The sequence below is a fragment of the Kitasatospora sp. NPDC052896 genome (genome assembly GCF_044547075.1).
GTDB lineage: Bacteria > Actinomycetota > Actinomycetes > Streptomycetales > Streptomycetaceae > Kitasatospora.
This window is the reverse complement of the sequence record NZ_JBITZU010000029.1, coordinates 1-13,231: the sequence shown is the minus strand read 5'-3', so window position 1 is coordinate 13,231 and position 13,231 is coordinate 1. Positions and strand designations below refer to the sequence as shown.

The window sequence follows — 13,231 nt, the reverse complement described above, 5'->3', positions numbered from 1 at the left end:
CGGACCGGGCTCAGCCGGCGGCGGCCGGCTCGTCCGCGCTGTCCTCGTCCCAGCGGGCGGCGAGGTACTCGGTGACTCCGCGCACCGAGGGCGATTCGAAGAGCACCGCCGCCGGCATCGGGCGCTGGAAGACCGACTCCAGCGCGTTCTTGAGTTCCATCGCCACCAGCGAGTCCAGGCCGAGCTCGATGAAGCCGCTCTCCGTCCCCACCTCCTCCACCCGCTCGAAGTGCAGCAGCCTGGCCACCTCGGCACGCACCAACTCGGTGATCGAGACAAGCCGTTCGGCCGGCGGCAGGGCCTTCAGCGCGGTCAGGTCGGTCCGCCGGACCGGAGCCCGACCGGCGGTGGCGACGCGCTGGTAGAGCCCCTCCCGGCCCGGGCGGCCGGCGGCCAGCAGGTCCCAGTCGCACCGTCCGACGATGGCGGTCGGGCCGGCTCGGTCGAGCAGCGCCACCAGGGCCTCGGTCCCCTCCTCGGGAGCGAGCGGAGTCACCCCGCCGCGTTCCAGGGCCACCAGCCGGTCGGCACTGAGCGCGGCCGCCATGCCGATCTCGGCCCAGGGGCCCCAGTTGATGCTCAGGCCGGGCCGGCCTTCCTCGACACGCCGGACCATGAGCTCGTCCAGGAACGCGTTGCCCGCCGCGTAGTTGGCCTGTCCCACCGGCCCGATCACCACCGAGAGCGACGAGAAGCCCACGAAGAAGCGCAGGTCGGTGGCGCCTTCCAGGGCCTGGTGCAGCAGGTGGCTGCCGTAGACCTTGGACTCGAACACCGTGTCCAACTGCTCCCAGGACATCCCCACGATCGGCACGTCGGCGAGCGCGCCGGCCGCGTGGATGACACCGCCGAGCGGCCGGCCGGTCTCGCGCAGCGTCGCCATGATCCGCTCGACGCCCGCGGCGGTGCCGATGTCCGCCCGCACCAGCGTGGCGGTGACACCCTCGCCCAGCAGCCCGCGCAGCGCCGCCCGGGCCTCGGCCGGGACCTCCCGGCGACCGACCAGCACCAGGTGACGCGCCCCGGCCGCGGCCAGCTTCCCGGCCGTCGCCAGACCCAGCCCGCCCAGGCCTCCGGTGATCAGGTAGAGGTGCTCGGGATCCAGCACCGGCCCCGCCGGCTCGGCCCCGCCGGCCGGGGCCGGCACGTCCTGGAGCGGCAGGATCCGCCGCACCCGGCGTCGGCCGGACCGGTAGGCGATCTGCGACTCGTCCGCCTCCGGCGCCGACCACTCGTCGGCCAGTACCTGGTGGGGGTCGGTCGCGGGGTCGAGATCCAGCAGGGTGACGCCGTACGCCGGGTACTCGGTCCGCAGAGTGGTGCCGAAGCCCCACAGCGTCGCGGCGGCGGGCACCGGCGTGCCCGGCGTGCCCGCCCGGGCACCGCTGGTCACCAGCCAGAACCGCTCGGCCGGGGCCGTCCCGTCGGCCGCGAGCAGCTGCACGAGGGCCAGCAGCTCACGGTAGTTGCGCTCGCACTCCGCCCGAAGCGTCGCCACGTCGGGCCCGGCGTCCCGAGGCCGATCCGTGCCCTGCCAGAACCAGCAGAGGTCCGCCGGCCGCTCGCGCAGCAGCCGGGCCGCGTGCTCGGGCCCGTCCGCTCGGGTCAGCGTGACACCCCTGCCGGCCGCGCTGGCCACCAGCTCGTCCCACGCGCCCGGCGCCGTGCCGACCACGACCACCTCCCGTCCGCCGTCCGTGGGGCCGTCCGCCGGTTCCCGCTCGACCCAGCGCGCCTCGTGGAACAGCCCCGGACCGCCCGAGCGATCGTGCTCGACCCGCTTGGCCGTCAGGCCGTGGACCAGGAGTACCGGCCCGTGCGCGTCGGCGAGCACGAGGTCGGCGGTGACCGTGCTGTGCCCCGCGCCCACCGCGGTGATCCGGCTGACGGTCCGCAGTGCCTCGCCGCGCGGTTCGCGCAGCAGCCGCAACTCCCCGATGCTCAGCGGGAGGTAGGTGTGGCCGTCGTTGGTCGCCTGGAGCGCGCTGTCCAGGATCCCCGGCGGGAGGTGGCCCGGCCCCGGCCGCGGGTCGCCGCGCAGCTCGGCCACCGCGGTCCGGCCCGCCCGACGCACCCGGGTCAGCCGTCGGAACTCCGGGCCGTACTCCAGGCCGAGCTCGGCGAAGACCGCGTACACCTGGTCCGTCCCGGCTTCGGTGCAGTCGGCCGGGTCGAGCGCCGCCGCCTGCTCCTCCAGTTCCCGGGCGAGCGAGCGCAGCGGGTCCTGGTGCTGGTCGGGCACGCGGAGCTCGGCCGAAACGTGGCGCCGTTCGAAGTCGTCCCCGACCCGGCTCACGACCTCGACGGACACCCGACCGTCCGGCCGCGTCCGCAGCCGCGTCCGCACGTCGGTCACCGCGTCGGGGCCCAGGAAGAGCGGCTCATGGATGACCAGGTCCGAGAGCTGACGGTCCGTCGCACCGAAGACCGCGTGCTGCACGGCGAGGAACTGCTCGACGAACCCGGCCGCGGGGAAGACGGCCTGTCCCAGCACCACGTGGTCACGCAGGTACTCCGGCCGGGAACTGCCGAGTGCCGCGGCGAACTCCCGCACACCGGCCGGGTCCGCCGCCGTCGGGGTGACCTCGTGTCCCAACAGGGGGTGACCGATCCGGGTCCCGCCACCACCGCCGAACGCGGTCTTCGAGGTCGGCACCCAGTAGTGCCGCCGCTCGAACGCGTAGCCCGGCAGCTCCACCAGCCGACCCGGCCGGCCGGCGTGGAAGCGCTGCCAGTCGACGGTCAGGCCCGCCGCGAAGGCACGGGCCGCGGGCACCCGCAGCACCTCACCGGCCGGGTCCGCGGCCCGGGGACCGCCCAGCCAACGGTGCCGTTCGCGCGGGACGCACCGCTTGGCCAGCGCGGTCATGGTCTCTCCCGGCCCGATCTCCAGGAAGGCGTGTGCGCCCCTCCGGTCGATCGTGCGCAGGCCACCGGCGAAGTCGACCGGAGCACACAGCTGCCGGGCCCAGTAGTCGGGCGAGGCCAGCTCGGCCGGGTCCGCCACCTCCGCGGTCACCGTCGAGACCAGCGTGAAGACCGGCTCCCGGAAGGTGAAGCCGGCGATCGCGGCCCGGAACTCCTCGGCCGCCGCGGCCATCAGCGGCGAGTGGAAGGCGTGCGAGACTCCCAGGTCGCGGGTCACCACCCCGTCGGCGCGCAGCGCCTCGACCACACCGGCGAGCTCGTCGGCGGCACCGGAGACGACGCACTGGTGCGGGGAGTTGACGGCCGCGATCGCCACCCGTGGGGCATCCGTCAGGAACTCGGCCACCTTCTCGGCCGGTGCCATCACCGCGGTCATCCCGCCGGCCGCGTCGACGCTCTGCATGATCCGTGCCCGGGTCGCCACCAGCCGTACCGCGTCCGGCAGCGGGAGGACCTCGGCGACCGCGGCGGCGGACAGCTCGCCGAGGCTGTGCCCGATCATCACCGAGGGCCGGACCCCCAGGTCCAGCCAGAGCCGGGCCAGCGCGTACTCGTAGGAGAAGAGCGCCGGCTGGGCGCGCAGCGTCCGCCGGTCCGCCGCTTCGTCCCGGCCCGGCGTCAGCAGCAGCTCCCGGACCGAGAACCCGAGTTCCTGGGAGAAGAGCCGGTCGCACTCGTCCAGGTGCCGGCGGAACACCGGGAACGCCTCGTGGAGCGCGGCGCCGGCACCCGCGTACGGCACTCCCTGGCCGGCGAAGACGAAGGCGGTCCGGCCGATCCGGCCCGGCCTGGTACCGGTGGTGGGCTGCGCGCCGGCCTCCCGCGCGAGGACCTGGAGCAGCTCCTCGCGCGAGCGGACCGCCGCGGCCGTGCGCAGGTCGTGGGCGGTCCGGCCGACGTTGGCGGTGTAGCAGAGGTCGCGCACCGACAGCTCCGGGTGCGCCTCGACGTGCCTGCGGTAGTCGTGCAGCAGGGCACGCAGCGCGCCGTCGGTCTTCGCCGAGACGGTCAGCACGTGGGCACCGTCGGGCGCGGCGTCCTCCGGCGTTGCCCGCTGGGGCTCGGGTGCCTGCTCCAGTACCACCGAGGCCACCGTGCCGGCGAACCCGAACGAGTTGACCACCGCGCGCCGGATCTCGTCCGGCCACGGGGCAGCGGTCTGCGGCACCGTCACCGGATAGGCGTGCCAGGGGATGTGCGGTGAGGGCGTGTCGAGGTTGAGGTGGGGGTAGAAGGCACCCTCGCGCAGTTGGAGCAGGGTCTTCATGATGCCGCCCATACCGGCGGCCGCTTCCATGTGCCCGATGTTGGTCTTCACCGAGGCCACCCTGAGCGGATCGTGGTGACTGCGGGCCGCGCCGAAGACCGCGTTGATCGCGCCCATCTCGATCGGGTCGCCCAGGGCGGTGCCGGTGCCGTGCGCCTCGACGTACCGGACCTCGGACGGCCCGAGACCGGCGCGCTCCAGCGCCGCGGTCATCACCGCGGCCTGGGAGGTACCGCTGGGGACGGCCAGTCCGCCGCTCGCGCCGTCCTGGCGGATGGCGCTGCCGCGCACCACGGCGAGGATCCGGTCGCCGTCCCGCCGCGCGTCGGACAGGCGCTTGAGCACCATCATCCCGCAACCCTCGCTGCGGGCGTAGCCGTCCGCCGCCTCGGCGAAGGTCTTGCACCGGCCGTCCGGTGCCAGCATGTTCGCGTTCGACAGGACGATGTGGCTGAACGGCTGGTGGATCGCGCTCACTCCGCCGCACAGCGCGATCGAGCACTCCCCGCGCCGCAGGCCCTCGGCAGCCATGTGCAGGGCGACCAGTGACGAGGAGCAGGCCGTGTCCACGCTGATCGACGGGCCGGTCAGACCGAGGAAGTAGGAGAGCCGACCGGACACCGCGCTGTGTGCCGTGCCCGTGCCGATCGCCGCGTCCAGTTCGTCCAGGGCGAGGCCGCCGAGCTCCAGCACGTAGTCCAGACAGCTGACGCCGACGTACACGCCGCCGTCCCCGTTCCGCAGTGCGGCCGGGTCGATGTTCGCGTGCTCCAGCGCGGACCAGGCGCACTCCAGCACGAGACGCTGCTGCGGGTCGACGAACTGGGCCTCCTTCGGCGAGATGTTGAAGAACCTCGCGTCGAACCGGGCCAGGTCCCTGAGGAAGCCGCCGCCCGCCGTCCGGACGCTGCCGCGATCGGCGGGGTCCGCGGAGAAGAGCGCGGCGACGTCCCAGCGGTCCTCCGGAATCGGCCCGGTGCCGGATCGCCCGGCGGCCAGGAACTCCCCGAACCCCTCCAGGGTGTCGTTGTCGCCGGGGAACCGCAGGCCCACCCCTACGATCGCGATCGGCTCGGACCAGTCCGGAAGACTGTTCGACACCGAGATCACATCCTTTCCGTGAAGCTTGTTGTCAGGGCCGGGCCCCGAAGAGGTCGGGCATGACCGTGCTGCCCAGGAAGTCCGAGAACCCGGCGACGGTCGGGTAGCTGAACAGCGCGGTGCTGCTGACCGTGCACCCGAGCCGCTCCGCCAGCCGCTCCAGCACCTCGACGGCGAGCAACGAGCTCAGTCCGAGCTCGAACATGCTCTGGTCCGTGGCGAGGTACTCGTCCTCGTCCATCAGCAGGGCGGTCCGGATCTCCGCGCAGACGATCTCCAGGAGCGCCGTCGGGCGGTCCGGCCTCGGCAACGACCGCAAGCGCCCGCGGTCGTCGGTGGCGTCGGCGGCCGTGTCCTCGGTCGCGCCGCGGACGACGCCGCTCACCGCTGTTCCAGGGCCGGTGGATCGAGCACGACGATCCCGACCTTCCCCTCGGCGGCCCCTCCGCCCAGGTCCCAGAAGCGGCACTCGGTGGAGAGGATCAGCATCCCCGGCTTGGCGTCACGGGCACCGCGCTGGACCGCCTTGGTCAGCCGGAGCTCACCCGAGAAGCTCCGTGCGCCGATCGGCCGGCGGAATCGGCTGCTGAAGTCCGTGATGAGGATCTTCGGCAACTGGCGCTCCCAGAAGTGCTCCAGGGTCCAGTGCGCGAACGGCCCCGGGGTGCTGTCGGCCACCAGCGTCGCCGCCGCGAGGTAGAACATCTGGTTGAAGCAGATGTTGAACTCCACCGCGTTGAAGTGCCCGGTGTCGTCGATGTAGCAGGACTCGTCGATCCCGAACTCGTAGCGCTGGACGAAGGGTTCCTGTTGGAAGAGGTCTCCCGGACTCACCACCTCCGCCGTCCGCAGGTACCGGCAGTCGGGCTTGTAGGGCCGGAGCACCCGCTCGAGCAGGGGCGGCGCCTCGACGCTGTTCGTCATCTCCGTCCCCCTCACGGCGCCACGGTGGCCGGGCGCTCGGCGAGAGCGGGGTGAAAGGGGTGCTCGTCGTGCACGGTGATCCGGTACGAGGCGGCGGGCTCCGAGGTGTCCGCGTGGCGGGCCCGGTGGACGAGGGCGCGGTTGTCCCAGATCAACAGGTCGCCCTTGTGCAGGAACTGGAGGTGGATGTCCTCGCGCTCGAAGCTCGCGTCGAGCTGGCCGCTCTCGGTCAGCAGCTCCGTCACCAGGTCGTCCTCGCGCCCTTCGATGGCGTAGGTGAACGCGGCGCTGATGTACAGGACGGGCTCACCGGTGACCGGGTGCTCGAAGACCGTCGGGTGGCTCACCGGCGGCGTCTTGCGCTCGATGTCCTCCAGCACGTCCTGGATCGGCCGGTAGACGTCGCTGGGACGGATCTTGAAGTACCGTCGGGCGCTGTGCCGGGCGACGGTGCCGTCCACCTTCTCCCGCAGTTCGGGTGAGAGCCGCTGGTAGGCCTTGGCCATGTCGATGTAGTACGTCCCGCGCTCCTGGGCGGGGACCACCTGGGGGTAGACCATGGTCAGGCCGAACGGGCGCGGCATGAACTGGTAGTCGGCGTGCCAGAACTCGCCGGTCCTGGGGACCCCGACCCGGCCGTCGGCGGTGGCGACGTTCGAGGAGACGAAGATCTCCTCGTGCTCGGGGTGGCGGTACATCGGCTCGTAGTAGACCTCGGGCTTCCCGAACCTCCTGCCGAGTTCGACGAACTCCGCGGCCGAGATGTCCTGACCCTTCAGGACGACGATCCGCTCGCGGTACACGAGCTCCTTGAGCGACGCGATGTCCTCGGCGGTGGCCCCGGCGGCGTCGAACTGCTCCACGGTCACGCCCATGGAATTTCCCGGCTGGCGCGTAAAGATCACGTCACTATCCCTTCACGGTGGCGAAAGAAGAAAGCAGATGGCGGTTCCACCGCCGAGGGGCGGGCGCGTGGAACGGGTCCGTCACAGATCGACCGGAGGTTGACGCCGTCGCGGTCGGATCGAGCGGCACGGCTGCGCCCGACCGGCGGCCGGGTCACTCGATGTCCTGGTCGCGGCATCACCGGACTCGCGGGGGCGCCAAGGACGGGCCGCCCGACAGATCGGGCTCCGGACGGCGAAGTCTTCTCTCGTGCCGGCGATCTGATGACGTGTGACCGGTGGCCGGACGAAGCTCAGTGAGAGCGCGTCACCGTTGGGCCGGCGGTGCTCGGGTGTAACGGAAGTGGCTGGGTCCGCTCCGGGTGAGTGATGACGAACGGGAAGGTCGTCATTCGTGACTCGGTACCGAGAAAGGAATCTAATTGATAATTCTCGGCGGGAGTGGTTCCTTTCAGCACGGGTGAGACCCTGCCAGAGGCGCCAGGTGATCGTCAACCTTCCGAGGGCGGTCAGAATGAACCAAGGATGCCCTGGTGGTGACCACCGGATGACCCGGAAGCGGACGGGGGATTTCTTCGCCGACGGAGGGTCATTGAGCGGCTGGAATATCCGAATCAATGGACCGTTGCTATTTTCGGCAGCGCACCGCGTCGCCGGCTGCCCGATCGGGCAGCTCCGGGCCCAGGTCCTGCCGCGCGGTCCGCGTCGGCGGCCCACCGCGTTTCGCGGGCCGCCCATCGTCTCGCCCGGGTGGAGCGGGGGATCAATGGCGGTCTATACACTTGCGCGGTATTTGCCCCGTAGATCCGTCGCTGTCCGCCCGTGGTGGCGGTGACGGCACGACGAAGTGAGGCCACATGGCAACCAAGCCCCGGATCCACGATGGTGTCGAGACGACCATCGCCCTGCTCGACAGCGAGCTGCCGCTGCTCGAGAAGGACCAGCGCCGGTTGGAGGCGGAGTTGAACGCGGCCTCCGAGCGGTTGGAAGCGGCGCGCGCCGCTCTGACGAGTCTGCGATCGCTCACGGACGCCTCCTTCCTCCAGCAGGCAACCGCCGCCGGGAGCGCTGCCGTGGCCACGGAGGTCGAGAAGCAGCCGGCACCGAAGGCCGTGCGCGGCCGCACCCGCACGGCCCGGGCGGCGAAGCCGGCCGCCGCACCGAAGCCGGCCGCCGCACCGAAGACCGGGGGCGTCAAGGCTGTCCGGGCGGCGGAGAAGGCGGTGAAGGAGAAGGCGGTGAAGAAGACCCGTGCGCACAAGCCCGCACCGGTGAAGGCCAAGGCGGCCACTCGCTCGCCTCGCAAGACCGCCGTGGTCGAGGCCAAGGCCGTGGTGTCGGTTCCGGCGCAGCGTGCGTCCGGCGTGTCGGAGGCGATCGTGGCGCACCTGGCGGCGGTCGCCGGTCCGGTGAAGGTCCGTGAGGTCGCCGGTGCGCTGGGCCGGGCCGACAGCACCGCCGGCATGAACACCGTGCGGACCTCGCTGGAGCGCCTCGTGAAGTCCTCCCGCGTCCAGCGCGTCGGCCGCGGCCTGTACCAGGTGGCCGGCTAGGCACTGGGGGAGTGGGCGGCCGGGCCTCGTTCCGAGCCCGGATAGCCGCCCGAAGTGACCGCGCCCAGCTGCGGATCGGGTGGGGGTGGCAGCCCAGGCTGTCACCCCCACCCGACGTCGGTGTTCCGTGTGGTGCTTCGGCTTCCTCGCCGCGCGACCGGGCGACCCGGCGAACCCGTGCGGTCACGGCACCGGCCCACCGGGCCGCGCCGGCCGGTCGGATCCACACGTTCGCCGACGGGCGCAACGACTTCGAGATGTTCGTCGTGCACTGAGTCGGTTACACCTGGTGCGGATCGGCACGTGGCCGCTGGGGCGGCCCCGCCGGTCCGCGCTGACTTCGGGCAGGTCGGCGAGGTGCGGCCGCCCGGGTCAGTGGGCGCGGGACGGCGCCTTGAGGTCCGTCACGGTGGTCTGCCGGTGGTCTGCGGTACCTGCCGGAGATAGGCGGCCCCGCAGGAGTGGCAGAAGGGCTGCGCGGCCGGGGTTCCCCAGGTGTCCGGGGACTGCGATGCGGCATCAGGGACGATCTCGTGACCGCACATGGCCCGACTGCTGTGGTCCCTGACCATGTGCCAGTGCAGGATTCTGCCGTGTGGGTCTCCGGCTTCGTGTTCGGCGCGCATTTCGTACACGTCCATGAGAGTGATCCTCCGGGAGAGGCGGAGGAGGGGCCACTCGGGTTAGCCCGGAGGGCTGTGACAGGTGACGATGACGACGCTCCTGCGAAGCGACGCTCCTGAAAACGGCCACCCCGTCCTCGACACACGGTGACGACCGGCAGCCCCGCCTCGCCTTCTCCGACCTCGCACGTGGCATCCAGCCGACGGTGCGGAGCCGGATGCGGTACTTGGGCCCGGACCAGCGCGATCAGTGCCCGCCGGGAACGTGATCCCGCCGCATGACAGGAATGCCGCATCGGCGCCGCGGACTTGCGCGCGAGGTCGCCGCCGGGGGCCACCGGGGTAAAGACCGCCACGCGGCGTAACCTGCCTGCTGCCGGACCGTTGAGCAGATCATGAACGCTCGACGTATCACCACCACCCTGGGTACCTTCGTTGCCGTCGCCCTGCTCTCGGTAGCTGTGCCGACGTCCTCCCACGCCGCTGTGACAGGCTCGGCCCCGGCGGTCACCCCCGCCGTCACCGAGAACGCCCCCTTGACGACCGGCGCGCGTGCGCTGGGGGAGAAGCGGAACCCGAAGACGATCAAAGCCGCCGCGTACAACCAGGCGCGAAGCATCCTGGCCAAGGCCGGAAGTCAGACCGCGGCCAAGTCGCACCCGGTCCACGGGAAGGGCGACGTGCCGGTCAGCCACGGAACCAGCCTGCTCGCCGAGGCACGTGACGAGTTCCGGGCGGCCGACAGGCATCTGCCACCGAAGGACAAGAAGTCCGACATGTCGATCCCGCACTACAACGCGATTCACGACGCCGCGAAGGTGATGGGCATCGACCGCTGGTGACCTGCTAGGCGTGTCAGCAGGTCGTGTCCCTTGAAGCGGTGCCGCGGTCGCGCGCCAACGGTCGTGCGATGGCTGGTGGTTCGCCGGAGCGGTGTGGCCGGGTGGATCCGGTCCGTGCTGTCCTCGGGCAGGTGACGGCGGAACGGGCAGCAGACGTGATCGCGTACGTCGCCGACGGCCGGCACGCGACCTCGGTGCGGGGCTGGGTGTGGCGCCCGACCGGTGGGAGGCGGGAGCCGTTCCCCGGTGCCGCGACTCGCACGGCTTCGCCGGGACAGCCGCTGGACCGAGTCCTTGTCCGCCTTGTAGGTTCCCGATGTGAGTGATGACGGCAAGACCCGGATCCGATGCGCGGGGGACGCCGATGCGGCCGTGATCGCGCGGATCCACATGACCTCCCGGTCGGCGACCATGCCCTATCTGCCCCCGCAGAAGCGCGATCACGAGCAGGTGACCCGATGGGTCCGGGACGTCCTGCTCGAGCAATGTCGTACCTGGGTCGCCGTGCGAGATGCGGAGATCACCGGCTATGCGGCCCTCGATGGTGACGTGCTCGAGCACCTCTATCTGCGTCCGGATGTCCGTCGGCGGGGAATCGGCACGCTACTGCTCGACGAGGTCAGGCGGCACAGCCCCGACGGGGTGTCCCTGCACGTCTTTCAGCAGAACATCGAGGCCCGCGCGTTCTACGAGCGCCACGGTTTCACCGTCCTCGACACCAACGATGGCGATCGCAACATGGAGAACCTGCCCGACATGACGCTTCGCTGGACACCGGAGAGCGCGAGGTAGGCCGTTCCACCCGGTCGAGTCGGAGGCATTACGCCGCGCTGGCGAGCGGACGCCCTTTCCAGCGGACGCCCTCCTCGCTGCGGATATCGAGTCCGCACGGCACCGAGGGCGTTTCGTTGAACGCACCCCGGCGACGCCACGACCCGACCGCGGCGGACACGGCGTGATCGGTCGGGCCCTGGCGTCCTACCCCCACTTCGCCTGTCGGTCTGGATCCGCCGGGCGATCACCGGGCACCGGTTCCCACTCCACCCACGGACGCCGGCAGCATCATCGGCCACCGATGGGGTGGGTGGGTGCTGGTGCGGGTGTTTAGTTGGTGGGGGTGTTCTGGGTCTGCTGGCGGAGGAGTTTCTTGTCGGGCTTGCCAGCGTCGGTGAGGGGGAGGGTGTGGGTTTGGGTGATGTGGGCGGGTTCGTACATGGCTCCGCGTTGTTGGCGGACCATTTCGCGTAGTTCTTGTTCGTTGATGGTGGTGTTGGGGCTGGTGACGATGACTGCGTGGATTTGTTCCATGTTGTCGGTGTCGGGGACGCCGAAGACGGCGCTCTGTTGGATGTGGGGGTGGGTGTTGAGGAGGTCTTCGAGTTCGGTGGTGTAGACGTGGCCGCCGACGACGATGATCATGTCCTTGAGGCGGTCGACGATGGTGAGGTAGCCGTCCTTGTCGAGGTGGCCGAGGTCGCCGGTGTGGAGCCAGCCGTCGCGGAGTACTTCTGCGGTGAGTTCGGGTTGCTTCCAGTAGCCTTGCATGACGGTTTGGGAGCGTACGCAGATTTCGCCGAGTTCGCCGGTGGGCAGGGCGTTGTCCTGGGGGTCGCGGATTTCGACTTCGACGCCGGGGAGGATTTTGCCGGCCGAGCGGAGTCGGTCGGGGCGTGTGGGGTCGTGGTCGGTGGTGGCGAGGGTGCTGATGCCGCCGGCTTCGTTCTGGCCGTAGAACTGGAAGAGGACGGGGCCGAGGCGGTGGAGCGCGTCGGTGAGGCGGGCGGGGGAGGCCTGGCAGCCGCCGTAGATGAGGGTGCGCAGGGTGGAGGTGTTGGTGGTGGGGAGGGTGGGGTGGTCGAGGAGTTGGTAGAGGAGCGGGGGTAGGACGAACAGGCGGGTGATGTGTTCGCGTTCGATGGTGGCGAGGACCTGGGCGGGGTCGAAGTCCTCGAGGAGGACGACGGTGCCGCCGGCGGCTAGGGTGTGGTCGGTGAGGTGCCCGGCGGCGTGGGCGAGGGTGGTGCAGACGAGTTGGCGTTCGGTCTGTTCGGAGTCTTCGAGACCGCCGCGGAAGGCTGCGGCTTGGCCGAAGGTGCTGCAGATGCCCTTGGGGTGGCCGGTGGTGCCGCCGGTGTGGCGGATGCTGATGACGTCGTCGGGGTGGGCGAGGGTGGCGATGGGGTCGGTCGGTTGTTCGGCGGCCAGGGTGAGGAGGTCGTCGCCGATGTTCGCTTTCCCGAGGGTGAGGATGGTGGGGACGGGGGCGAGGGCGGTGAGTTCGGCGGCTCGTTCGGCCAGGCGTGGGTCGACGATGAGTGCGGCGGTTTCGACGTCGGTGACGATCGCGGCCTGCACCTCTGCGGAGAGTTTGTTGTAGAGGTGGTTGACGGTGCAGCCGATGAGGTTGGCGGCGTAGCGGGCGGCGATCGTTTCGGGCAGGTTGCCGCTCAGCAGGGTGACGGTCTTGGTGCGGCCCAGGCCTTGGGCGAGCATGGCGTGGGCCATTTGGTAGACGAGGTCGCGTAGCTCGCCCGCGCTGATGCGCCGGTCCTCGTGGACGACGGCTTCGTGGTGGGGGTTTTGTGCGAGGGCGTCGAGGCTGTCTTCGACGTAGGTGCGGAACTGCTGGGTATCGCCGGGCATGACGGCCGGTCCCTTCTGTGGTCGGCGTGCGCTCCCCGTGCTCGCCGGCCATCGTCATGTTCTTTGGTGGTGGCCTGTGGTGACGGGCCGCCACGTCGGGCGGGACCTCGGTATGCCCCACCCCCCTTGGGCTGGTTGCCCAAGGCAACCATACGTACGGTAATCGTATCCCTACAGGAGATCAAGCGCTTGGGTGACCGGCCGGTGACCCCTGGTGGGTGGCGGCGGTGGTGGGCGGGGGTGAGAACGGGCTCGCTCGCGTCCGTTGAGGGAGGGGGAGGCGGTGCGTGGGGTGGTGGTTCCCTCTGGGTGCTGTGGGTGGGTCGGTGGTTCCGGGTCCTTTTGGGGGCGTGGGTGAGCCGGTGGTCCCGTGCCTTGGGGGCGGGGGCCACCGGCTCGTTGAGCGTGGGTGTGGCTGGTGGGGGTGGTGGGGTGTGGTTACTTC

At 71.0% G+C, this 13,231-nt stretch carries 8 protein-coding genes; 3 read left to right on the top strand and 5 right to left on the bottom strand.

Translation table 11 applies throughout. The features are described from left to right. Positions 1 to 10 precede the first annotated feature (10 nt). The 4 genes from ACIGXM_RS32995 to ACIGXM_RS32980 are packed head-to-tail and all read right to left on the bottom strand — an operon-like array spanning position 11 to position 7,095. Positions 11 to 5,296, bottom strand: a complete 5,286-nt coding sequence (locus ACIGXM_RS32995) for an SDR family NAD(P)-dependent oxidoreductase (protein WP_396567464.1) — start codon at positions 5,294 to 5,296, stop codon at positions 11 to 13. A 31-nt stretch (positions 5,297 to 5,327) separates the two neighbouring features. Further along, complete coding sequence (locus ACIGXM_RS32990) at positions 5,328 to 5,681, bottom strand: acyl carrier protein (protein ID WP_396567462.1); 354 nt, start codon at positions 5,679 to 5,681, stop codon at positions 5,328 to 5,330. After that, the gene (locus ACIGXM_RS32985; RefSeq protein WP_396567460.1) at positions 5,678 to 6,220 is read right to left on the bottom strand and encodes an FcoT family thioesterase; all 543 of its coding nucleotides are present in this window, start codon (positions 6,218 to 6,220) and stop codon (positions 5,678 to 5,680) included. The genes ACIGXM_RS32990 and ACIGXM_RS32985 overlap by 4 nt, the downstream gene beginning before the upstream one ends. Before the next feature lie 11 nt (positions 6,221 to 6,231). Then, a complete protein-coding gene (locus tag ACIGXM_RS32980; RefSeq protein WP_396567458.1) occupies positions 6,232 to 7,095 on the bottom strand; it encodes a TauD/TfdA dioxygenase family protein in 864 nt (287 codons plus the stop codon). Positions 7,096 to 7,982: 887 nt separating this feature from the next. Between ACIGXM_RS32980 and ACIGXM_RS32975 the strand changes: the two genes are divergently transcribed. The 3 genes from ACIGXM_RS32975 (at position 7,983) to ACIGXM_RS32965 (ending at position 10,935) form a co-directional block, all read left to right on the top strand. Further along, the gene (locus ACIGXM_RS32975; RefSeq protein ID WP_396567456.1) at positions 7,983 to 8,678 is read left to right on the top strand and encodes a hypothetical protein; all 696 of its coding nucleotides are present in this window, start codon (positions 7,983 to 7,985) and stop codon (positions 8,676 to 8,678) included. A 1,018-nt stretch (positions 8,679 to 9,696) separates the two neighbouring features. Next, the gene (locus tag ACIGXM_RS32970) at positions 9,697 to 10,143 is read left to right on the top strand and encodes a hypothetical protein (RefSeq protein ID WP_396567454.1); all 447 of its coding nucleotides are present in this window, start codon (positions 9,697 to 9,699) and stop codon (positions 10,141 to 10,143) included. Between the two features lie 318 nt (positions 10,144 to 10,461). Continuing rightward, a complete protein-coding gene (locus tag ACIGXM_RS32965) occupies positions 10,462 to 10,935 on the top strand; it encodes a GNAT family N-acetyltransferase (RefSeq protein ID WP_396567452.1) in 474 nt (157 codons plus the stop codon). A gap of 312 nt (positions 10,936 to 11,247) precedes the next feature. Here the strand turns inward: ACIGXM_RS32965 and ACIGXM_RS32960 are convergent, their stop codons facing one another. Then, on the bottom strand, positions 11,248 to 12,786 hold the full coding sequence (locus ACIGXM_RS32960) for an AMP-binding protein (RefSeq protein WP_396567450.1): 1,539 nt from the start codon (positions 12,784 to 12,786) through the stop codon (positions 11,248 to 11,250). Positions 12,787 to 13,231: the final 445 nt, after the last annotated feature.